This window comes from Pseudoflavonifractor sp. 60, assembly GCF_009911645.1.
Taxonomy (GTDB): Bacteria; Bacillota; Clostridia; order Oscillospirales; family Oscillospiraceae; genus Lawsonibacter.
In genome coordinates, this window is record NZ_QWKI01000033.1 from 41,639 (window position 1) to 63,564 (window position 21,926).

The 21,926-nt window shown below is 55.1% G+C and carries 26 protein-coding genes; 21 read left to right on the forward strand and 5 right to left on the reverse strand.

Going from position 1 to position 21,926, the window contains the following annotated elements; genetic code table 11:
• Positions 1 to 4: 4 nt before the first annotated feature.
• Together D1646_RS03975 and D1646_RS03980 are read left to right on the forward strand one after the other, a co-directional pair.
• Positions 5 to 331: a hypothetical protein gene (locus D1646_RS03975; RefSeq protein ID WP_160635201.1), complete on the forward strand. Its 327-nt coding sequence runs from the start codon at positions 5 to 7 to the stop codon at positions 329 to 331.
• Positions 315 to 605, forward strand: coding sequence for a hypothetical protein (locus tag D1646_RS03980; protein ID WP_160635202.1), 291 nt, complete (start codon positions 315 to 317; stop codon positions 603 to 605). The genes D1646_RS03975 and D1646_RS03980 overlap by 17 nt, the downstream gene beginning before the upstream one ends.
• Before the next feature lie 35 nt (positions 606 to 640).
• On the opposite strand, the gene D1646_RS03985 is transcribed toward D1646_RS03980, so the two are convergent.
• Positions 641 to 844, reverse strand: coding sequence for an Arc family DNA-binding protein (locus D1646_RS03985; RefSeq protein ID WP_160635203.1), 204 nt, complete (start codon positions 842 to 844; stop codon positions 641 to 643).
• Between the two features lie 107 nt (positions 845 to 951).
• Here D1646_RS03985 and D1646_RS03990 point away from each other — a divergent pair, with 107 nt between their 5' ends.
• From D1646_RS03990 to D1646_RS04005, 4 genes are read left to right on the forward strand one after another with little or no spacing between them, the layout of a single operon-like run.
• On the forward strand, positions 952 to 1,281 hold the full coding sequence (locus tag D1646_RS03990; protein WP_160635204.1) for an SLOG family protein: 330 nt from the start codon (positions 952 to 954) through the stop codon (positions 1,279 to 1,281).
• Positions 1,281 to 1,547: a hypothetical protein gene (locus tag D1646_RS03995; RefSeq protein ID WP_160635205.1), complete on the forward strand. Its 267-nt coding sequence runs from the start codon at positions 1,281 to 1,283 to the stop codon at positions 1,545 to 1,547. Before D1646_RS03990 ends, D1646_RS03995 begins: the two co-directional genes overlap by 1 nt.
• Complete coding sequence (locus tag D1646_RS04000) at positions 1,544 to 2,122, forward strand: hypothetical protein (RefSeq protein WP_160635206.1); 579 nt, start codon at positions 1,544 to 1,546, stop codon at positions 2,120 to 2,122. The genes D1646_RS03995 and D1646_RS04000 overlap by 4 nt, the downstream gene beginning before the upstream one ends.
• The gene (locus D1646_RS04005; protein WP_160635207.1) at positions 2,115 to 3,950 is read left to right on the forward strand and encodes a type VI secretion protein; all 1,836 of its coding nucleotides are present in this window, start codon (positions 2,115 to 2,117) and stop codon (positions 3,948 to 3,950) included. Before D1646_RS04000 ends, D1646_RS04005 begins: the two co-directional genes overlap by 8 nt.
• A 3-nt stretch (positions 3,951 to 3,953) precedes the next feature.
• Here the strand turns inward: D1646_RS04005 and D1646_RS04010 are convergent, their stop codons facing one another.
• Positions 3,954 to 4,091 carry a hypothetical protein gene (locus tag D1646_RS04010; RefSeq protein ID WP_201754543.1) on the reverse strand — a complete coding sequence of 46 codons (138 nt, stop codon included), beginning with the start codon at positions 4,089 to 4,091 and terminating at the stop codon, positions 3,954 to 3,956.
• A 52-nt stretch (positions 4,092 to 4,143) separates the two neighbouring features.
• Positions 4,144 to 5,652, reverse strand: coding sequence for a DNA methylase (locus D1646_RS04015; RefSeq protein ID WP_160635209.1), 1,509 nt, complete (start codon positions 5,650 to 5,652; stop codon positions 4,144 to 4,146).
• Between the two features lie 102 nt (positions 5,653 to 5,754).
• Here D1646_RS04015 and D1646_RS04020 point away from each other — a divergent pair, with 102 nt between their 5' ends.
• The 12 genes from D1646_RS04020 to D1646_RS04075 all read left to right on the forward strand — a co-directional run bounded on the left by D1646_RS04020 (position 5,755) and on the right by D1646_RS04075 (position 17,655).
• Positions 5,755 to 7,158 carry an ankyrin repeat domain-containing protein gene (locus D1646_RS04020; RefSeq protein ID WP_160635210.1) on the forward strand — a complete coding sequence of 468 codons (1,404 nt, stop codon included), beginning with the start codon at positions 5,755 to 5,757 and terminating at the stop codon, positions 7,156 to 7,158.
• Positions 7,151 to 8,173 carry a M23 family metallopeptidase gene (locus D1646_RS04025; protein WP_160635211.1) on the forward strand — a complete coding sequence of 341 codons (1,023 nt, stop codon included), beginning with the start codon at positions 7,151 to 7,153 and terminating at the stop codon, positions 8,171 to 8,173. The genes D1646_RS04020 and D1646_RS04025 overlap by 8 nt, the downstream gene beginning before the upstream one ends.
• Before the next feature lie 67 nt (positions 8,174 to 8,240).
• Complete coding sequence (locus D1646_RS04030; RefSeq protein WP_243154010.1) at positions 8,241 to 9,038, forward strand: DUF6329 domain-containing protein; 798 nt, start codon at positions 8,241 to 8,243, stop codon at positions 9,036 to 9,038.
• A gap of 13 nt (positions 9,039 to 9,051) precedes the next feature.
• Positions 9,052 to 9,330 (forward strand): DUF6103 family protein, encoded by a 279-nt coding sequence (locus tag D1646_RS04035; RefSeq protein WP_160635213.1) that lies wholly within the window; start codon positions 9,052 to 9,054, stop codon positions 9,328 to 9,330.
• Complete coding sequence (locus D1646_RS04040) at positions 9,327 to 10,355, forward strand: hypothetical protein (protein WP_160635214.1); 1,029 nt, start codon at positions 9,327 to 9,329, stop codon at positions 10,353 to 10,355. The genes D1646_RS04035 and D1646_RS04040 overlap by 4 nt, the downstream gene beginning before the upstream one ends.
• A 14-nt stretch (positions 10,356 to 10,369) precedes the next feature.
• On the forward strand, positions 10,370 to 11,104 hold the full coding sequence (locus D1646_RS04045) for a hypothetical protein (RefSeq protein ID WP_160635215.1): 735 nt from the start codon (positions 10,370 to 10,372) through the stop codon (positions 11,102 to 11,104).
• A gap of 385 nt (positions 11,105 to 11,489) precedes the next feature.
• Positions 11,490 to 11,897, forward strand: a complete 408-nt coding sequence (locus D1646_RS04050; protein ID WP_160635216.1) for a hypothetical protein — start codon at positions 11,490 to 11,492, stop codon at positions 11,895 to 11,897.
• 20 nt (positions 11,898 to 11,917) lie between these two features.
• Positions 11,918 to 13,318: a MobP3 family relaxase gene (mobP3, locus tag D1646_RS04055; protein ID WP_160635217.1), complete on the forward strand. Its 1,401-nt coding sequence runs from the start codon at positions 11,918 to 11,920 to the stop codon at positions 13,316 to 13,318.
• A gap of 57 nt (positions 13,319 to 13,375) precedes the next feature.
• A complete protein-coding gene (locus tag D1646_RS04060; protein WP_160635218.1) occupies positions 13,376 to 14,098 on the forward strand; it encodes a hypothetical protein in 723 nt (240 codons plus the stop codon).
• Positions 14,099 to 14,156: 58 nt separating this feature from the next.
• A complete protein-coding gene (locus D1646_RS04065) occupies positions 14,157 to 15,593 on the forward strand; it encodes a DUF3991 and toprim domain-containing protein (RefSeq protein WP_160635219.1) in 1,437 nt (478 codons plus the stop codon).
• 41 nt (positions 15,594 to 15,634) lie between these two features.
• Complete coding sequence (locus D1646_RS04070; RefSeq protein WP_160635230.1) at positions 15,635 to 17,404, forward strand: type IV secretory system conjugative DNA transfer family protein; 1,770 nt, start codon at positions 15,635 to 15,637, stop codon at positions 17,402 to 17,404.
• On the forward strand, positions 17,401 to 17,655 hold the full coding sequence (locus tag D1646_RS04075) for a helix-turn-helix domain-containing protein (RefSeq protein ID WP_160635220.1): 255 nt from the start codon (positions 17,401 to 17,403) through the stop codon (positions 17,653 to 17,655). The genes D1646_RS04070 and D1646_RS04075 overlap by 4 nt, the downstream gene beginning before the upstream one ends.
• Positions 17,656 to 17,810: 155 nt before the next feature.
• Here D1646_RS04075 and D1646_RS04080 read toward each other — a convergent pair whose 3' ends face one another.
• Positions 17,811 to 18,068: a helix-turn-helix transcriptional regulator gene (locus D1646_RS04080; RefSeq protein ID WP_160635221.1), complete on the reverse strand. Its 258-nt coding sequence runs from the start codon at positions 18,066 to 18,068 to the stop codon at positions 17,811 to 17,813.
• Positions 18,069 to 18,289: 221 nt separating this feature from the next.
• Here D1646_RS04080 and D1646_RS04085 point away from each other — a divergent pair, with 221 nt between their 5' ends.
• A complete protein-coding gene (locus D1646_RS04085) occupies positions 18,290 to 18,724 on the forward strand; it encodes a hypothetical protein (protein ID WP_160635222.1) in 435 nt (144 codons plus the stop codon).
• 92 nt (positions 18,725 to 18,816) lie between these two features.
• Positions 18,817 to 19,272: an SLOG family protein gene (locus D1646_RS04090; RefSeq protein ID WP_160635231.1), complete on the forward strand. Its 456-nt coding sequence runs from the start codon at positions 18,817 to 18,819 to the stop codon at positions 19,270 to 19,272.
• Positions 19,273 to 19,436: 164 nt separating this feature from the next.
• Here the strand turns inward: D1646_RS04090 and D1646_RS04095 are convergent, their stop codons facing one another.
• Positions 19,437 to 20,108 (reverse strand): TetR/AcrR family transcriptional regulator, encoded by a 672-nt coding sequence (locus tag D1646_RS04095; protein WP_160635223.1) that lies wholly within the window; start codon positions 20,106 to 20,108, stop codon positions 19,437 to 19,439.
• Positions 20,109 to 20,388: 280 nt separating this feature from the next.
• Here D1646_RS04095 and D1646_RS04100 point away from each other — a divergent pair, with 280 nt between their 5' ends.
• Positions 20,389 to 21,885: a glycoside hydrolase family 3 C-terminal domain-containing protein gene (locus D1646_RS04100; protein WP_160635224.1), complete on the forward strand. Its 1,497-nt coding sequence runs from the start codon at positions 20,389 to 20,391 to the stop codon at positions 21,883 to 21,885.
• The last annotated feature ends 41 nt before the right edge of the window (positions 21,886 to 21,926 follow it).

The following is a 21,926-nucleotide window of genomic DNA, read 5'->3' on the forward strand; positions in this document are numbered from 1 at the left end:
TGATATGGCAGAGAGTACAAGAAATTTATGTGCCCAGATCCCTGAGTCCCTGCACAGCAAGGTGCGGGAGCGGCAGGAGGCGTCCGGTCAGACCCTGGGTCAGTACATGACTTGGCTCATTACAAAATTTTATGAAGAACAGGAGATGAAACCTATGGCGAAAGAGAATCAGAGGACTGTGGCCTTCCAGGTGCCCGCAGAGCTGTTTGAGCAGTTCAAGGAGTACCTCAAGCGGCAGGGTGTCAAGCAGAACGCATTCTTCCTCAACTGCATCCGGCAGGTGCTGGAGGAGGAACATCGGGAGGGAAATGACTGTGCTGACCTGGAATGATACACCTCAGAAGGACCAGACGGGAAAGGTCATCAGCGTAAGCTATACGGCCAGCATCCCCCACTGGGGCGAGGCCAGGATACATCCGCACATCCGCCACCCCGGTGAAATGTTCCTGGACTGCCCCAGCCTGGGTATCGAAATGCAGCCCTTGGGGCGAGTCTTTGCGGAGGATGCGATAACTCCCGCCGAGAGGGCGTTGATGACATCCCTGGAACAGCATGGCATCTGGTGCCTGGAGGCCATGGCTGCCATCGGTACTCCAGAGTATTAATGTGAAAGGGACGGCACCGCCGTCCCTCTTTATGTTCAGCTTTTTCGGGGAGGTTTCACATTGACGTCTGGCTTGATTGTTCCCTCAATCACACCATGTTCCGTCTCAAACCGCTTTATGTTTTCCCTGACCAGCACCAGAACATGGCTGTTCACAGAACGACCCTCATAATCAGCCACATAGGCCAGCTTTTCCAGCATCTCTTCCTCAATTCGGATCGAAACACTCTTCACGGCCATAGTATCACCTCTGCATGGATATATTGTGTATTTATTCTATATCCAAACCGTGGTATAATTCGGAGTATAGCTATACGGTATATCCGCTAAAATAGAGGAGGACAACTATGAGAGTGGCAGTGATCGGTTCAAGAGGGCTGCAAGTAAATGATTTGGAAAAGTATCTTCCGAAAGAAACGACAGAGATCGTCTCAGGCGGAGCACGAGGCGTGGACTCCAGCGCAAGGGAATACGCTGTACAGCATGGGCTGAGGCTGACAGAGTATCTGCCGGAGTACGATAAATATGGACGAGGCGCTCCGCTGAAACGGAACAGCACCATCATTGAAAATGCCGACCTCGTCCTGGCCTTCTGGGATGGAAGTTCCAGAGGAACCAAGTTTGTAATCGACAACTGCAAAAAACGAAATATTCCTGTGGAGGTAATAACACTATAATGTATATCTACCCTGAAAATCTGAGAGCAAAAGCCAAGCTGTGGCTGTGGGAGTTGCGGGACGTGGCAGTCATTGGGATTGGCGGTCTGCTCTCTGTCTTGGCGTTGGCTCAGGGATTTGGAATGCTCCTGCTGATCCTGACGGTACTCTACGCATTCCTCTCCATCCGCATGGAGGGGGCCAGCATCCTGGATTTCCTGCGGTGCGCCGTGTTTTTCCTGTTCCTGCACCAGCAGTACTACGAATGGAAGGAGAGAAAACCTTGAACCGAAAACAGAAAAAAGAGCTGCGGCAGCACCAGTCCACCCGGCAGCTCATGGGGATCGACCAGCTCACCGACCACGGCCTGAAAACGGCCAAAGGTGAGCTGGTTTTTTATCTCATCAGCCCGGACAACCTGTCGGTGCTGTCGGCGGAGGGCGTCCGGGGCCGGGTCCGTGCCTTAACCGACCTCTTGCGGGGGCTGGACGCAGTGGAGCTGCTGGCTCTGGACTCCCGTGAGTCTTTCCAGAGCAACAAGCTCTACTACCAGGAACGGCTGGAGAAGGAGACGATTCCCGCCATCCGGGACATGCTCCGAAAGAATATGGAGCACCTGGACAAGATCCAGTCCACCACCGCCTCGGCCAGAGAGTTTGCCTTGGTCCACCGGATTGGGCTCAAGTCCAGTGAGGACCACAGCAGCCTGAAGCAATTGGAGAAGCGCATCCGGGACTGCGGTTTTCACGTCCGGCTGGCGGAGGAACAGGACATCAAGCGGCTCCTGGCAGTTTACTACCAGCAGGACGTGACCACCGAGCACTTCGACAGCTTTGATGGAGAAGGGAGTATGAATGGCTAAAAAGCAGAAGAAAAAGAAGAAAGCGCCGGCAAGCGTGGAGATCGTCCAGCCCAAAGATTTCCTGGACATGATCGCCCCCGCCGCCGTGAAGTTCAACACGGATTCCTATATCCTGGGCAGCTCCTGCCGCTGCGTCCTAGCCCTGCGGGGGTATCCCGCCAGCACCGAGGAGCTGGCATTACTGTGCCACTTGGGTGAGAAAAGCGGCACCCTCCTCCATATCTTTGTCCGGCAGGTCCCCGCCGCTGAGGAAGACGCCATCCTCCACAACGCCCAGAACAAGAACCGGATGGACCGGAACAGCACCAGCAGCATGAAGCAGAGCATCACGGCGGAGGCCAACCTCCAGGATGTGGAGGTGCTCATCACCACCATGCGCCGCAACCGGGAGCCCCTGGTCCACTGCGCTGTGTTTATCGAGCTGTGCGCCAGGGACGCGGATAGCCTCCGAGCCCTCCGGGACGATGTGACGGCTATGCTCACACGCTCCAAGCTCAGTGCCGACCGGATCTTCCTGCGACAGCTGGAGGGCTTCTGCTCTGTCAACCCCGCGGGCAGCAATGGCTTCGGTTCCCTCTATGAGCGGGTCCTGCCCGCCTCGTCGGCGGCGAACCTGTTCCCCTTCAACTATTCCGGCAAGAACGACCCCCACGGCTTTTACATCGGGAAGGACCGCTATGGCTCCAACATCATCCTGGACCTGGACCGCCGGGCGGAGGACAAGACCAACGCCAATGTCCTCATCCTGGGCAACTCCGGCCAGGGCAAGAGCTTCCTGATGAAGCTCCTGCTGTGCAATATCCTGGCCTCCGGCAAGGCTGTGATCTGCCTGGACGCAGAGCATGAGATGGACTGCCTCTGCGGCGAACTGGGCGGCTGTTTTGTGGATGTCATGAGCGGGCAGTACATTATCAACGCCCTGGAGCCCAAGCTCTGGAATGCTGAGGGAGAAGATGATCCGGAGGCCCCTGCCGCGTTTCGCCGGCGTACCCGGCTCAGTCAGCACATCTCATTCCTCAAGGATTTCTTCCGGGCCTACAAAGACTTCTCGGACCGCCACATCGATACCATCGAGCTGATGCTGGAGCGTCTGTACAAAAAGTGGGGTCTGAACGACCACACAGACTTCCGGTCCATGCGGCCCGAGGATTATCCCATCCTCTCCGACCTCTACGATGTGATCGAGGACGCCTACCAGCATTATGACAGAGAGGAAAATCCCTTATATCCCCGAGAGCTGCTCCAGGAGGTCCTGCTGGGCCTCCACTCCATGTGCCAGGGCGCGGAGAGCAAGTTTTTCAACGGACACACCAACGTCACCTCCAGCCGCTTCCTGATCTTCGGCGTGAAGGGACTGCTGAACGCCAGCGTCAACGTCAAGAACGCTATGCTGTTCAATCTGCTCTCCTACCTCAGCGACAAGCTGCTAACGGAGGGGAACACGACGGCGGCCCTGGACGAGCTGTACATCTGGCTCTCCAATCCCACCGCTGTGGAGTACATCCGCAACAGCCTGAAGCGGGTGCGGAAGAAGGAGTCCTCCCTGATCATGGCCTCGCAGAATCTGGAGGACTTTGACGCACCCGGCGTCCGGGAGATGACACGGCCCCTCTTCGCCATCCCCACCCACCAGTTCCTTTTCAACGCCGGCAGCGTAGACAGGCGGTTTTACATGGACAACCTCCAGCTGGAGGAGTCCGAGTTTGAGCTGATCCAGCGTCCGCAGAATGGCGTCTGCCTGTTCAAGTGCGGCAATGAGCGGTATCTGCTGGAGGTCCACGCCCCGGAGCATATTAAGGAGCTGTTTGGAGAGGGCGGCGGACGGTAGGGTTTATATATCCGGAAATTCCTCGGTCTCGACCATGCTGGCTTTTTCAGCCGTTGACTTGGCCGTCTCCTGAACGGCATCCTCATAGCCGGTCAGCGCCCGGAAAGGCATAAACTGAGCGGCCCGGTCATGCATGGGCATGTGGGAGTGCGTCGTAGAAACGTGGTGCGGCAAGGTGATGATATCGTCATATCTACCCACTGCGGTGCCCCCCAATCATGTTGTTGCGGTCCTTGGCCGTCGCTCCTTCCTCCAGATTCATGCCTTTCAGAATGGCGTTTTTGCCGTACCGCTTCTTGATATCCAGCATAGCCTGCTGAAGCTTTTTCTCCCTTGCCAGCTCTGTAGCTTTTTGAGCTTCCTGTTCCTGCTTGGCGGCATAGTCCGTGAACAGGTCGATCTGCTCAAACGCCTTCTTGTCCGGTGCGGACGCCTCATCCGCCACACGGGTGGCAGTGAGGTAGAAGCGGCGGATCAGCAGACCACGGTCAATAATGCGGTCGAACAGCTCCAGTGCGGCGGCTGTGATCCGTTTGGTGGAGGCGGTGTACTCCTCCAGATTGGCGGACCCGTGGGCGTGCTTGGGGACCTCCCGGCCATAGCGATCCTTGGTGACCTCCCCATGGTACTTTTTGCGCCGCTCCGGGTCGTTGAGGTTGTCCCGGTCATAGCCTATCGTCAGCACAAGCTGGTCGGTGACCAGCACCTTGTCCACCAGATCTAGTGCCAGCTGGTCCGCCATTTCCTTCACCACCAGCCGGGCCTTGTCATAGTCGTAGCCGCATTGCAGGACTTGGCCGGAACCGACGCTCTTGGACTCCGGCTTGTATGCCTTGATATCCGAGATCATGACAGGCTCCCAGCCCCAGGCGTGGTCGATGAGCAGCTCCGCGTTGATCCCGAACAGCTTGTAAAGCAGCTCCTCATTTTCCAGGGAGCAGCGGGCAATATCGCCCATGGTGTACAGACCGCACCACTCCAGCTTTCTGGCGTAGCCGGAACCCACCCGCCAGAAGTCTGTGAGCGGACGGTGATCCCACAGCAGGCGGCGGTAACTGTCCTCGGTCAGCTTGGCGATGCGGACGCCGTACTGGTCCGGCTTGATACGCTTGGCCATGATATCCATGGCGACCTTGCAGAGATACAGATTAGGACCTATCCCCGCCGTGGCGGTGATCCCTGTGGTCTCCAGTACATCCAGGATAATTTTTCTGGCCAGCTCTCGGGCGGTGAGCTTGTAGGTATCCAGGTAATTGGTGACATCCATCAGCACCTCGTCGATGCTGTAGTTGTGGATATCTTCGGGAGCAATGTATTTCAGGTAGACACCGTAAACCCTGGTGCTCCAGTCAATATAGTGAGCCATCCGGGGCGGGGCCACGATGTAGTCTACCGCCAGGCCGGGATCAGCTTTCAGTTTTGTATCGTCGGAGGAGGAGCCGCTGAACTGCCGTCCAGGAGCAGCCCATAGCCGCTTGGCGTTGACCTCTTTGACCCGCTGTACCACTTCAAACAGCCGGGCACGGCCTGAGATCCCATAGGCTTTCAGGCTGGGAGTGACCGCGAGGCAGATGGTCTTTTCTGTACGGCTCAGGTCTGCCACCACAAGGTTGGTGGTCAGCGGGTCAAGGCCACGCTCGACGCATTCCACGGACGCGTAAAAGCTCTTCAAATCTATGGCCAGATAGGTGCGTTCGCCCACAGCAGATCTCCTCCCCTCTGAAACATTTGTTTCTTTATTATAGCATACCCAGACGAGCTAAAACAAGTCCAATTACACTGTTAATTAAGGAGGACAGAGAAAATGAGTATTATTGAACTGGAGCGGTGGAAACCCTCCGAAGCAGATCCCAGCAAGCGGGAATACGCCGGCCAGCGGACAGCGGCAGAGGTGTTTGAAGAGCTGAAATACCGGCTGGAGAGTATGGGATACCTCCCGGATGAGTATTTCCTTATGGATCACCACTGGGAAAATGGCCGTGAGATCCCCAAGGACGCGGACATTTTCTGCACCACAGACTACGGCGGCAGCGAGGGAGTCTATCTGGACGTGTATCTCAAATGGCATGAGGACGGCAAGCCCATCACCAGGAGCTTCATCACCGGGAAAACGCTGGGCGAGAATGGGAACGACCTGGACAAGATGTTTCTCATTTCTTCCGCCATCACCAAAGCGTTCCACGGCGACCATGCCACCCACGCCAGATATATGAAAATCGGAGGTGTAGAGGACGACACTGGCGGCAGAGTGGTCCACCTGAGCCAGCAGGAGGAGAAGATCATCATTGAGGCTCTGGTGGAACAGCGGGAGCGCCAGGAGAAGGCTATGTCTCAGACCGAACAGCTCCTGCGCCGCATGACCGGAAGCATCACCGCCTATATGGACACAGTAGGCCAGCGCCCTATGAAAATCAGCGACTACGACAAGGCAGTCCTCGCCATTCGGGACGGAGAGCTGTCCGCTTTCAAGGATCAGTATCCCAAGGCACTGAAGAATCATGCGGATGAGCTGCTCATTGCCGCGGCGGAGCGGCCTGGCAGCGTTGGCCGGAAAATGACGCTCCAGCTTCTGCTGGATTGGAAACAGTTCACGGAGTCTGCGTACCGGACAGCCTGCCAGAAAGCGGTCGACATCGATGACCCGGAAAAGGTGTATCTTCTGTTATCGGACGCGGAGTGCTATGTGGAAAATCTGCCCCGGTCCTTCTACGGCGAGATAGCCAGCTACGCCTGTCTGGACCACCGATTCATAGCGCGGGAGCTGGTCCAACGGGGCGTCCCTGAGCGGATCGCCGCCGCGCCGCCCTTCCTCCTGGAGCAGTTCGCTATGGATGGCGACTACCGGACCCTGTCCACCTTGGTGGAGAAGGGTATCTCCGGCGGAGACAGTTCGGCAAGGGCCCTGCATATGCTGACCTGCCAGAAACGGGACCAGTGGATGGCGGAATCCCTTCTGCGAAAGCGGATGTGGGTGGACGTGAACAGCTACAGCGCCCTCTATGCCTGCATCCAAAACAAGGCTGTGAACACGGCCAAGCTGCTCCTGGATGGCGGCATGGACTTCGACCAGTACCTGAAGTGGGCGCAGGCGCGGCAGTACGGCGCTCCCAAAGAAATATACGACGCCCTGGTGGAGCACTGGTCGGAGCTGAAGGCAGAGATGGAAGAAGCGCCAGCCCAGGAAACCGGAGGGATGACCTTTGGCTGACCCCATTCTGCTGGCCAAAGCCGCTGCCGTTCTGACTACCAGTGAAAGTGCCAGAAAGACTGTGGGCTGGATCATCGTGGCGGTCCTGTCGCCGCTCATCGTCGTCCTCGCCTTCCTGATCTCCTATGGAGCCGGTTCCGCCAGCAGCAATATCTCCACTGTGGAACTGTGCTTCTATGGCGGGCCCATCCCGGACAACCTGCCCGAAGAGTATCGGGCCCGCCTGGAGCAGACCCAGAACAGCCTGTCCGAGCTGGACAATATTGTGGCTGAAATCAATGCGCAGACAGAGAACAGCGAGAGCCTCGACGCAATCAGAGTCAAGGCTCTTTTTTATGCTCTGTACTTCGGCGCTGGGAGTCAGCCGGACCCCCGGCAGTTCGCGGACTGCTTCGTCACATACGAAGAGCGTACTGGAACAGAGGAGGATGAGGATTACACCGTGGCGGTCCCAATCGAAAATATGGAGCAGGTCTATCAGAATATCCGCTCTGTACTGGGCGTTGAACCTGCCGCCGAACAGATGGAGAACGCGGACAGCATCTACGATCTGATCCGGTACGGCTACACAGGCGGCAGCACGGACTTCACTGGGGCCGCGGCTCCCTTCATCGGCGCGGACGGCTTCTGCTCCCCCATCGGAGCGAACTGGCGGAATGTTGTCACCTCTGAATTCGGAAACCGCAGGGACCCCATCACCGGAGAGCGGCGGGGACACAACGGGATGGATCTGGCAGTGCCCACCGGCACGCCGGTCCGGGCGGCGCTGGCGGGAAAGGTCACAGCGGCCAAGTATGATTCCAGCTACGGCAGCTATGTCATGATCGACCACGGCAATGGGCTGGCCACCCTATACGCCCACAACTCCAAACTGGTGGTCAAAGTTGGGCAGACCGTTCAGGCAGGCGATGTGGTTTCCCTGTCCGGGTCCACCGGACGCTCCACCGGACCTCATCTCCATTTCGAGGTGCGGATCAATGGGGAGCGGACCAACCCGCGCAGCTATTTGCCGTAGGTCAGAATAGGAGTGATTCGAGTTGAAGTTCAAAGCAAATTTTTTATACAAACCAGGCAATTTCCTAATGGACGACTGCCAGATCGAGAAGGTGGTGGAACTGTCCCATGAGGACTTCTGCCACTTGAAGATCGTTCCCTCGGACAGTCAGCCGTTTATCGTGGAGAACAGAAGCTGTATGTACAGCGAGGACGGTGTGATGCACTGCCTGCTGGCGCTGGGCCAGGGCAGCAACGACGGCGTACTGATTGAGGCGGAGGGATATCGCTATCCCCGCTACGCCGCCTACATTCCGGGAATGCGGGACATCGTCAACGCGGAGATAAATCGGGCGGCGGAGTTTATTGTCCGGCAGGGCACCGCGGAGTCCGCAAGTGTATGCTGGAGCGTTCGCTTTGAGGAACTGGAGAAGTCCCTGGGTCTGACGATCCGGGAAAGCTCCGGTCTGGACTCCATGCTCCGGGCCGCTCTGAAACAGCGGCCCGAGGTGGCGGCGGTGGATATGCACGACGGCTGCATTGAGATGGAGTACCACCCGGAATACTGCCAGCGGCTGAAGAAGGATGACCAGCCTGGACTCCGACTGAAAGAGCTCCTCCCTCTGCTGAAAGGGAGCGGCCTGATATTCCTGTGCCATGAGGAGGCGGAGCGGTCTGTGCTGATGGAGAACCTGCGGCTGCTGACTGATGCTGGACAGGGAGATCACGCCGCCCTGCTCAATGCCAGGGTGGCGGAGATCTGTGAGACACCGGAGGGAACGGAGATCGTACTCACTGATGTGGAACCGGAGGAGCTGGCACGATTCAACGAAGCTGTCGAGACCTTCATGGCTGCGGAGGAATCCATGGGCCCCACAATGGGATAGAAAGGAAAATGCTATGGAAAAAACCGAAATCACGCTGTCCCTTGACAGCGAACGGATGGATGCGCTGTCGTTCTATCTGGCGAAGGAGAACGCCACAGTGCAGAAGAAAATGGAGGAAGCTCTGCGGCAGCTGTATGAGACTGCCGTGCCGGAGCCGGTGCGGGAGTACCTGGACGCCAAGACTGCCGCTGCCGCCCGGCCCAAACGCCCGGCTCGTCCGAACCGGGCTAAAACGGTCCCGCAGCAAACAGCAGAAGCCTCCCTGAATGAGCAAAAGGAGGAAAGCACATGAGCAGATCTGTTGAGTTAGTGCTGTGGATCGATGAGTACGAGATGGAAGCCCTTTCCGCTGTGCTGGCAGAGCAAGGCACTACCGTAGAGAAGCGGATGCGGAAGGCGCTGGATGAGCTTTGTGTGGAGCTGGTCCCGGTAAACGTGCTGCAGGAGATCCGCATCCGCAGGGATGAGGAGGATGCCGCGGCGAAAGCGGAGGAGGAAGCGACCCGGAAGTACACCGCCTTCTGTGTGCGGGAGAATGAGATGGAGTCGTTTTTTCAGATGGACAGCAAAGAGGATATTCTGGAGGTCGCCAAGTTCCTGCGCCGGTATCTGCGTGAGGAGCAGGGACAGGGTGCCGCCGCGCTCCAGACAAGCGCCTTCGCCAGAATGAAGCCGATCACCGCTGAACAGTACGACCAGCTGCTGGCGCTGCGGATGGAGGAGCCTGGCAAAGTTACCGGAGTGTTTGATCTGGACTTTGACAAACAGGAGGTCTCCACAGTGGACGCCGCCAACGGCTGGAAAACCTGGTCCATGCAGGACGTCTCCACCGCTGTCTACCACGCCTACCGGAAGAGCTATCTCAGCGCGGAGCAGTACATGACCCGATTCCTGGACAGGCTGAACGGAAAGGCGCTCACCTCAGCAGGTCACCTCTCCGCATGGAATATCTCCTTTGCGGAGGAGATCAGTGAGATAGGCACTCTGCTGAATTTCTATCTGCCCACCTACTTCAACGTGGATGCGGTGTTCGGCACTCACGTCCGCACTGGCGAGAACGATGACACTCTGAACGTCTACGCCAACTACGATATGGCTACCGGACAGGTCTGCGATGAGCTGGAGGTCGATATGCACTGGGCAGATGGCCGGGAGGAATCGGTGGAGTATCGGCTCAACGCTGTTGAGAAAGCGACCCTGCTGCGCAAGATGGATGACTACTGCCAGCAACAGACCGGACAAACCTTGGCGGAGTACAGTGCCCAGCGAATGGCAGAGATGCGGGAAACGTCCGGACCAATGATCCCGCAGATGTGAAGGAGGTACTGATAATGGAAAGAACCGATTTTGAGCAACAGATCAGTGCGCTGGTCCCTCGACCTGACCCGGAAGCCACCGCCGCTCTGTTTGCGTTGGGACAGGCGCTGGAAGATGAGTCCGAACTCGACGGCACACGGGACCTGTTCAACAGCCTGAGTTTTATCTCCCGGCACTTCAACGCGGAGATCACGCAGGAAGCCTATGAGATCATCCGGTACGGCGAGGCGCTCCCCGGCGAGATGCTGGCGGCGGCGTTCCACATGGCGGCCTGTCCTGACTGCACTCCCCAGCAGATGGCAAAGGCGGCGGAGCATGGAAAGCTTATGTGCTTCCACTGGCCGAAGGACGCGGCAGAACTCAGCCCGCTGGCGGTCTGCACAGTAAAGGAAAAGGGCAAGTCCCTCACCTGCCACACGATGGAGTTCGGCAGCTTCGACCCTGACACCGCCCTGCAATCGGCGCTGCGGTATGCCCACGACCGGCAGATCTCCGTGACAGACGCCCTGCTGTCGATGACCACGGCAATGAAGCCGGACCCTGACGGCAGGTCCAGAAAGCTCCTGGTGGACAGCAATGAGAAGATGACACAGGTGCTGAATGCCTGCTTCGGTCACTACCCTGCGGTGGCCGCACGGCTCACCTTCGACGCTGACCGGAGCCAGGTGTCGGTGGAGTACAATCCGCTGTGGCTGGAGCTCAGTCAGCGGCAGGAGCCCGCCCAGGGCGGGATAGCGCAGACGATGTAGCATAGTGCGGACGAGGGCTGTTCCTGATGCGGAGCGGCCCTCGCTCCCGTTCCCCCGCTGTCCGCCACAGCAGCGCCCCGTGTGCCGTTTCACCTGACAGAGAGGCATCCGTGCCCCTCCCAACTGTCACGCCGCCCTGCGAGGCTTTGTGGCAGAAGGGACAAGGAATGCAGAGGGTCGAAAATCTTGCGGGATAAATGCCGGGGGTCGCGAGCGACCCTCCAGCCAGGAAACACCGCCCCGCAGAGCGGGTCGGGGACATTTCGGCGGGGGTCATTTTTTACCCCCTGGGGTCAACTCGGGGGTCAGCAATCAAAGAATCCCCGCCATTTCCCGCTTTTTGCGGGTTCCAGGCGGGGATATCAGCATTTTAAGGAGGAGAATTATGCCAAGAGAGAAAATCAAGTTCGCCCTGCGGATGTCACCAGAGACACAGCAGCTGGTCAAGGAGATGTGTCCACGGGACAACTGCCAAACGCAAAACGAGTTCATTGAAAAAGCCATCCGCTTCTACGCCGGGTACGTTTCCGGCCAGGAAGCCGCCGCCTATCTGCCGCCCGCGCTGATGAGTGTCCTGCGCAGTACGGTCAAAGCGTCGGAGGACCGCATCTGCCGTCTGCTGTTCAAGCTGGCGGTGGAGATGGATATGATGATGAACGTGCTGGCCTACGGCATGGAGATCAGCGACGATACGCTGCGAGATCTCCGTGGCCACTGCGTCCAGAACGTGAAAAAGACAAACGGAAGTGTCACCTTGGACAAGGCGGTAGAGTTCCAGAAGGTCGGTGTATAGCGAGAAGGCGGTGAGGCTCTGTGCCCAGGATCATATTCAAGTGTCCCTACATCAAACCGGGAACACAGAAGACTGCCGCGTACCGGAAGCACTATGTGCGCTACGCCGCCACCAGGGATGGCGTACAGCGGATCACGCCGGAGCGTTCTGGTCTTCCCGCTACAAAGAAACAGCGGGAGATGGTAGAGAAACTTTTGCGTGAGTTCCCGTTGAGTCGCGGCCTGTTTGAGTATGAGGACTATAAAGCATCTCCTACTCAGGGAAACGCCTCGGAGTTTATCACCCGAGCCATTGAGGACAACTACGATGAAATCGCAAAGCGGGAAAACTACATCGGCTATATCGCCCAGCGGCCTCGGGTGGAGCATGTCGGCGCTCACGGACTGTTCGGTGAGAGCGATGACCCGCTGGTGCTGTCCAAAATTGCGGAGGAGATAGCAAACCACCCCGGCAACGTATGGCTGCCTATCATCTCCCTGCGCCGGGAAGACGCCGCCCGGCTGGGGTATGACAACGCCGAGCGGTGGCGGACACTCCTACGCTCCCACGCCATGGAGATGGCGGAGGCGATGAAGATTCCCTGGGACCAGTTCCGCTGGTACGCCGCCTTCCATGATGAGGGGCACCACCCCCATGTGCATATGGTCTGCTACAGTGCAGATGGCAAGTCCGGCTTTCTGAATAAAGAGGGAATCGCAAAAATCAAGTCCGGTTTGGCGAAGGAGATCTTCCAGCAGGAACTGACAGAGATCTACCAGCGTCAGACCCAGCGGCGGGATGATCTGGTGAGAGAGGCGAGTGAGGTTATGAATGAGCTGATCCAACAAATGCACTCTGGCAGTCTGGAGAATCCTCACATCGAACAGCTCATGGAGCATTTGGCCGGTCGGCTGAAGCGCACCAGTGGTAAAAAACAGTACGGCTATCTCAAAGCGCCGCTGAAGGCTGTGGTGGATGAGATTGTGGACGAGCTGGCGAAGGACTTCCGCGTCGCTGCCGCCTACGATTTGTGGTATCAGCAGAGAGAAGAAGTGTTGCGGACGTACAAGGATGATCTGCCGCCACACCTGCCGCTCTCCCGACAGAAGGAGTTCAAGCGGATCAAGAATCTGGTGATTGAGGAGGCGGTGCGGTTGGGTGAGTTCATGGAGGAATCTGCTCCCGAAAATAAATCAGCAGCCAGTGACCAGCAACCTTCTGCGAAGAAAAACGATCACAGCAGTCTACAAAACTCATCTGTGCTGACCAGCGCCACCCGGCTCCTCCACCATGCGGGCCGTATCTTCCAAGAACAAGCCCCACCACCGACCGGCGGAATCTCCTTCGTAGACAGTAAGCTGAGGCGGAAAATCAGAGAAAAGAAAATCGCCATGGGCCATAAGCCGGACGACCATGAGGAGCAAACGCAAACGCTTACTTGAAGTCAACCGCCTCCTGCCGTATAATACAAACGATACACAGCAAGGAGGCGGCTCAAGATGGCAAATGAGAGCGGCGTTTGGATTATGCACGGTATGGCCTGGGATGACCCCAACCGTATTCGGACATGGGAACAGCTGATTGACCTGATCGAGCAAATCGGATTCCTACCCCTGTTCAAAAATGAGATCACTGGGTTCTCCGCCGAGGAGCATACCTCCGACCTGTTCTGGTGGACGGGCGACCCAGCCCAAGACCCCTGGGAGTGGCGGGAGCTGACTGCACGCAGCGGACGGGTGGCCTATGGTAAGTTTTTTTATAAGAAAGCTGGATTTATTTCCAAGGAGTGGTTTTCTCGGTTCGCCAACTACCGCCGGGACGGCTATGACTTTGACAGCCGCTGGGAGGATGAGTTGGCCAGTCTGCGCTGTAAGAAGATCATGGACCGGTTCGGCGAAAAGGATGAGTGGTTCTCATTTGAGCTGAAGCGGAGCGCCGGCTTTGGCAAGGGCGGCGAAAAGAATTTTGAGGGTACCGTGACGGACCTCCAGATGCAGACCTATCTGGTCATCCGGGATTTTCGCCAGCGGGTTAATAAGAAGGGGGTGCCCTACGGCTGGCCTATTTCGGTTTACACCACCCCAGAGGCGCTCTGGGGATACGAGCACATTGCGTTCGCATATTCGGAAGTGCCCGCCGACTCCTGGAAGCGGATAGCAGATCGCATTCATGAAATCTTTCCGAACGCGGATGAAAATCAAATCAGAAAGGTCATGTCGTGACCTGAACAGACTGCTCACTCAACGGTGGGCAGTCTTATTTTTTAATAGGAGGCTGAATATGCCCTACATCCATTTTACTGCCGAACAAAAGCTCCGGGCCTCCGAGGTGGACCTGGAGCTTTTTCTGCGCAGTCAGGGAGAGAAGCTGATCCGCTCCGGCCCGGAGTTCCGACTGGCCAGTGACCACAGTATCACTGTCCAAGGCAACGAGTGGTACGATCACGCCGCGGAGAAAGGCGGCGGGCCTATCTCCTTCGTGCGGAATTTCTACAACCTATCCTATCCGGAAGCCGTTACCCTTTTACTGGGCGGCGAACAGGGAACAGTCTATGAACCAGCGCAGAAGCAGAAAGAGAAGCCCCAAAAAGAGTTCGCCCTGCCGCCTGCCAACCGGGAGATGCGGCGTGTGTACGCCTACCTGCTGAAACGGCGGTTTCTGGACCGTGAGGTGGTCAACGCTTTTGTCAAGGCTGGCCTGCTCTATGAGAGCTGTGAGAAATTCAAAGGCCGGGAGTATCACAACGCCGTTTTCGTTGGGAAGGACGAGAACGGCGCTGCCCGTCATGCCCACAAACGCAGTGTCAACAGCGAAGGTAAAACCTTTCGCATCAATGTGGAGGGCTGCGAGCCCCGGTTCAGCTTTCACTACACCGGCACCAGTGACCGGCTCTATGTGTTTGAGGCTCCAATCGATCTGCTGTCCTTTGTCACCCGCTATCCCAAGGGCTGGCAGGAGCACAGCTATGTGGCTCTCTGCGGGACCAGCGGCCATGCCATGCTCTGGATGCTGGAGCAGAATCCCAATCTTCGCAGTGTCGTCCTCTGCCTGGATCATGATCCGGCAGGCATCGAGGCCAGCGGACGGCTGGCGGAATCCCTGCACGAACGGGGATACGACAGTGTAGGCGTGCTCCAGCCGGAGTATAAAGATTGGAATGAGGATCTGAAAGCACGTCTGGGATTGCCCGCCCAAGAGGCAGAGGAACATCCGCAGCTCGTCGCCGCCGGTCCTATCTGTCACCGCATCGCACTGCTTATGGAAAATGCCAGACCGGACAGGCTGGGCAAAGAGCTGATTGACGCCCTCAAGGGCTACCGCACAAATTTCCAGGCCAAACGCATGGATGCGGCGATGGCCTGCATGGAACAGGCAGCGGCATTTGCCCTGTTCGCCTACAGCCGGGAGATGCGTCAGATGGGACAGCTGTTGGATGATACCGAGCTGGAGGATCGGCTCCGAAGCCGTATTCTTCCACATCAGAATCGTGGGAGTATCCAGAACAGGCACAGTGAGGTCGCCGCTCAGACGCAGAACGTCCTGGCACGGTATACGGCTCCAGGCATTCGGACTGCGGAAGATAAGGAGCAGCTTGCGTCAGCGTGGCTGGACCTGGCGGTCTCCCTCGCAAAGATACCGGTCAAGTATGACGCAGATATGTTGAAGGAGGAACAAAAGTTGGAACGATCCAATGAGTTAAAAATGGAGGCGATGTAGTGGACCTGCAAGCAATTCTGCTGATCATCCTGACAGGCGGGATGCTCCTGTTTCTCGCCGCTGTCACGCATTTTTCGGGAAACGGAAATCTGGACAACATCAAGTCCAAAACAGTAGGCGACGGCCAGCATGGAACCGCCCGCTGGGCAAATAAAAAAGAAATACAAACCACATACCGACATGTCCCGTTCAAAACCAGCCAATGGCGGGCGGGAAAAAATCGCCCCAAAGACCAAGGGCTGGTGCTGGGATGCGTGGGTAAAAAGAACGCAGTTACTGCATTGGTAGATGTGGATGACATCCACTGCCTGATGATTGGCGCCTCTGGTGTTGGTAAGACAGCGTTCTTTTTATATCCCAATCTCGAATTTGCCTGTGCCAGCGGAATGAGTTTTCTGGCGCTTGACACCAAGGGCGATTTGGCCCGGAACTATGGCACCATCGCCACAAAATACTACGGTTACCAGGTGGCAGTGATTGATCTGCGCAATCCGACCAAGTCGGACGGCTACAATCTTTTAACACTCATCAACCGCTATATGGACATTTGCCGGGAACAGCCCGACAATCTGGCCGCCCGTGCTAAGGCAGAAAAGTACGCCAAAATATTGGCGAAAACCATCATAAATCCCGAAGGAGACTCCTCTAATTACGGACAAAATTCGTTTTTTTACGATGCGGCGGAGGGCCTGCTCACCGCTGTGGTCCTCCTGCTGGCGGAGTATCTGCCGCCTACAGAGGAACATCCAGAGGAGCGCCGGCACATCGTCAGTGTGTTCAAGCTGGTGCAGGATCTGCTGGCTCCCAGCAAGATGGCCAAAGGCAAGAATGGCTTCCAGGTCCTGATGGACTCCCTGCCGGATACCCACAAGGCCAGATGGTTCGCTGGAGCGGCCCTCAACTCAGCGGAACAGGCCATGGCCTCTGTCATGTCCACGGTGCTTTCCAGACTGAATACCTTCCTTGACTCGGAGCTCGAGCAGGTGCTGTGCTTTGACAGCGCCATTGATGCGGAGGCGTTTTCTTCCAAGAAGTCAGCTATCTTTTTGATCCTTCCGGAAGAGGACCCCAGCAAAAATTTCATGGCTGGCCTGATGATCCAGACGCTGTCCCGTGAACTGTTTTCCGTGGCCGACGAAAATGGCGGTAAACTCCCCAACCGAGTAGTGCTGTTCTGTGACGAACTGGGCACGATGCCTGCTTTCGACATTCTGCCGCTGTTCAGTGCGGGCCGCTCCCGGAAGCTGACACTGGTGCCCATCATCCAGTCGCTGGCCCAACTGGAGAAGAATTATGGCAAAGAAGGTGCGGAAATCATTCAAGATAACGTCCAGGACACCATTTTTGGCGGTTTTGCACCCAACTCACAGACCGCCGAAGTGCTCTCTAAGTCGCTGGGCAACCGCACGGTTCTGTCCGGCTCCGTCAGCAGGGGCAAAGAAAAGTCCCAATCCCTTCAAATGATGGAGCGTCCACTTATGACGCCGGATGAGCTGAAATCCATTCCCAAAGGCCAGTTCGTTGTCATGAAGACCGGCACCCATCCCATGCAGACCAGACTGCGCCTGTTCCTGGAATGGGGCATCCGGTTTGAGGAGTCCTACCAGGTGGAGGAGAAATCACAGCGGGCCGTAGCTTATGCCAGCAAGCAGGAGTTGGAGCAGGCTATCCTGCAATGTCACCCCGCAGAGCCTGAAGCACCTCCAGTACCGCCAAGGATGGCAACTACTGCCGGTGGATCACAGCATGGTAGGAACAGATGGAAGCAGGAATCTGAGATGCGGACAAAAAAGAATGCGGAGGTCCCATGAGTTACTTTCAAGCAATTTATCAGTCGGACCTGAGCCACCGGGCCAGAGCTGTATACATGTATCTCAGAGACCACACCAATCAGGACGGCAAATGCTGGCCTGGGATACAGACCATCGCCGCAGAGCTGCGGCTCTCCCGCTCCACAGTCAAGCGGGCCTTGGACGATCTGTGCAAGGCGGGGCTGGTCTCCAAGGAATCCCGCTGGCGGGAAAATGGGAGTTTGACCTCTAATCTGTATAGGCTTCTGTGAAAAATAAAGTCCACCGCCAGGGAGATAGTATACCCTGACGGTGGACTGAGGATAGGTTCATGGTGAGCTATCCAGAAGGACTCACTTTAAGAATTATTTATAATACAGAGATATGAACAACTCTACCGTTGATATCCAGCCCCACGAAAAAAACGTCACAGTGGCTTCTCTTTTTCTGTACCAATTAACCAATCGGCAGTTGTATCGAAAATTCGAGTCAACACCAGCAATTCATAATCTGTGACAAGGCGGCGTCCGCTCTCAATCCGGCTTATAACATCCTGTTCAACAATTGCACCTTCTGTCTGCATTTTAATGGCCAGTTCGGTTTGGGTCAACCTTGCCCGTTGGCGCAATTCCCGGATACGGTCGCCAGATACGTTGCTCTTACCATCAAACAGAAATTTCTTCATTGCACAGCCTCTTATGGAAATACTTCGATTTTTAAGTGATATTACCATAATCTGCGCGTAGGCTTATGGTAATACTCCATAGGCTGCAAAAGTTTTTCACTTATTTATGGTTTATTTCAATTTTCTACTTGACTTTACCATATCCCAACGATATCATTTTATGGTAATAATCCATAAAATTGCGCTTTCAATGAAATAACAACTGTGAAGGGGTATAAGAAATGGACCTGTTTGAAAGTGAAGTTATTTTTTCCAAGAGTTTTCCAAAACTAAATGTCGATGAGCTGGGTGATGTCGAACTAAAGGGATATGAAGCCGACCTGGAGCTAAAAAAAGTTGATGCCTCTTCCTTTTTGGAGAATTTCAATAAAAAATTTGTTTATATACCACGCCCGGATGCGGAGCAGCGGGCAAAAGAGTTCATTTCTTATGCAATTGAATTATGCAATGATTTTGAGATTGACACAGAAATATCACGAACTGAATATTCAATCGATGTATCAATGAATATAGGTTTTGGCTGGTTTGGCGGACACATCAAACGTGAATTGGATAAACTAATTGGAATGGCAGATGATGTTTCGACTTTTACCCGCAAAGATGATTCCGATGCCCTCATCATAGTTGCGTCTTACTATACACATGATCGCTATTGAACGCTATGACAATGGAGAGCAATGAAATGGAAAATGCCTCTTACAGAGAGACTACCTGCTGTTTTACCGGCCATAAAGCCATACCAGCAGGAATGGAGCAGTACCTGACCAGGCGAATAACCGATGGCATAAACTACCTTTATTCGAACAATGTCAGAACGTTTCTCACAGGAGGCGCTATTGGATTCGATGCCCTGGCGGCAAAGGCTGTCCTCAAGTGCCGGGAATCCCGTTCAGATATACGGCTGATCGTTGTCATGCCATGCCAAGATCAGACAAAGGGATGGGGCCAAAGTGACATTGATGCGCATGAGTTGATTAACCGGCTTGCTGATGGAGCGATTTGTCCATCGGAGCGCTATTATAGCGGGTGTATGCACCAACGGAACAGAATCCTTGTCGACAATAGCAGCACATGTATTTGCTACTTAACCCAAACAGAAGGTGGTACAGCTTACACTGTTAATTATGCAAGGGTCAAAGGTCTATCTGTCTTTAATTTGGCCAAGGGCAAAAAGCATAGTATAATTTCTAAAACACATCTTTAGTAGAAGAATGACCTTATCAAAGCAAAAACTAGACAATACCCAATCTACAGATTTTATGATCGCATATCATTCTACCGAATTAAATTTTTTACAAGAAATAGTATTATCCAAATATGCTGCAAAGATGCCGCTACATGACTCTAATAGACGGATCTGTTGTCGGCTTAAATCCTTTGTGCTCCTGGATGGAGTGAAGCAGAGTGAGTTGAGGATAGTGCACCTCCATTATTTTTTTGCTGGTTCCGCAGCGTGTCAAAGCCGCCGAACATAAAACAGTTGATCATAAACTGCATCTTGTACCAGTTATCATCCTTGCTCCATTTTAGAGAACGATTCACATAGAACAGACCATAAACGATCATCATGAACAGTTTATCCGCCTCATCTCGGCCAAGATGGCATTCCCGCATGAGATAGGGGATCATTTGATCCCGCTCTACCGTATAGATCCTGCGAATCACATAGTTTGATAGAGTAGCATCCTGGAAAATGGCCTGGTATTTTGGATCATCCGCAACCCGTTGGCAAGGGCCCAAAAGGCGCTCGTTTGTGCGGAGTTTTTTCCAATCACCTGAATGGACAACTTCTTTCAAGCCGTCCATTCGCACAGAAATCTCCATATTGTTTGAGGCGGCCTCCGCAACCATCAATGCCTCGTCCAGTAGCTCGTCCAGCACAGCGTTGATATCTGTAAAGTGGAGATAAAATGTAGCGCGGGTGATTTCCGCCTGTCGGCAGAGGGCGGCCACAGTGATCTTTTCAAAGGGCTGCTCCTCCAGCAGTTCCAGGAGGGCGTCTTTGACCGTGTTCCTGGTGTAAATGGTCCGCCGGTCCATTTTCCTGGGGGTGGTCGGATTTGTCTGCATACAATAAATTCCTCCAATCCGTTCTGGTTTTCCAAAAATTCAATACACATTTCACAAAAGTGTAAAGAAAGGTTTTTATTTTGAAAATGTGTGATTGCTTCTTTATGTCAGATATAGTATAGTCAATTCAAGACAAGGTGTCAAGAAAAAGATTTGAGTGAAAATAAATATTCCTGACTGTACAATTTGTTTGCATTCACTTCTGAAGCTGGACAAACCTTGAAAACAGAGAATTTGAGGAGGAACAAAGATGCTGAACATCAACATGGAAGACGTAATAGGCGTCATCAACACTTGTATGTCGCAACTTATTTTACTGGGCGTGCTTCTGGGCTTGTGCCTGGCTGTAGTCATCGCTATGGCTGTGGTAAAGAGCATCAAAAAATCCCAACGCTTTCTGATTCGGTGGAACGCCGTACTGGCCATGATCCTGTCCATTGTGATTGTCGCGAACCTGATTTGTTTTGGTCCCATGAGCAACCTAATCAGCCTGGCCATGACCCCCACCGCGGTCGTCTCCGACGAAACTCATGCTGAGGCCGCACAGATCATGGAGCAGGTAGCCGCTGAGGGCTTCGTCCTCCTGGAGAACGAGGACAATGTGCTGCCTATTACCCACACGAATAAGGTCAACCTGTTTGGATGGGTCTCCACCAGCCCCTTGTATGCAGGCGGCGGTTCCGGCGGCATCAATAATCTCTTCGATAAGGTCTCCCTGATTCAAGGTCTGGAAAACTCCGGATTCGAGGTCAATCAGGACCTGGTAAAGTTCTACACCGATTTCAACAGCAAGCGGGCCGAGATGTCCATTGAGTCCCAGAGCTGGTCCCTCCCCGAGCCGCCCGCGGATACCTATCCCGCCGAGCTGCTGGAGAACGCCAAAAACTTCTCTGACATTGCCCTTGTTGTCCTGGCTCGTGCCTCCAGCGAGGGGCACAACGACCTGCCTATGAACGTGAGTGAAGTGGGCTACGACAACAATTCCCCCAACTATGACGACTTCCCCGCCGGCGAGCACTACCTCCAGCTGTCCCAGACCGAGCGGAACATGGTGGAGCTGGTCTGTGCCAACTTCGACAAGGTCATCGTGCTCTACAACGGCGCCAACCCCTTTGAGCTGGGCTTTGTGGAGGAGTATCCCCAGATCAAGGGCGCTGTCTGGTGCGCCGGTCCCGGCAACGTGGGCTTCAATGCTCTGGGCCGTATCCTGAACGGCGAGGTCAATCCCTCCGGCCACATTCCCGATACCTTCCTGTACGACTGGACTCAGGCCCCCTGGTGGAATAACGCCGCCAAGGTGAACTATACCAACCTGCTGGATATGACTGTGGACGGCATGAACGCCGGCAAGCCCCAGAAGTACTCTCCCTCCTTCGTCAACTATGTGGACGGTATCTACGAGGGCTACAAATTCTATGAGACCGCCTATGACATCGGTATGGCCGGGTTTGACTATGACAGCGTGGTCCAGTACCCCTTCGGCTACGGCCTGTCCTACACCTCTTTCGACCGCACCATGTCCATGACTTCTACCGCCAGAGAGATCACCGTCAGTGTCAATGTCACCAATACCGGCAGCGTGGCCGGTAAGGACGTGGTGGGCGTGTACTTCAACCCGCCGTATACCGAGGGCGGAATTGAGAAGTCTACCGTCAACCTGATTGAGTTTGGCAAGACCGGCCTGCTGGAGCCCGGCCAGTCCGAGACACTGAGAAGCTGTATTCACAAGCGGATAAAACGGTGGTAAGATAGGATACATGGAAGAAAAAGGGCGAGAGTCGTATCCCA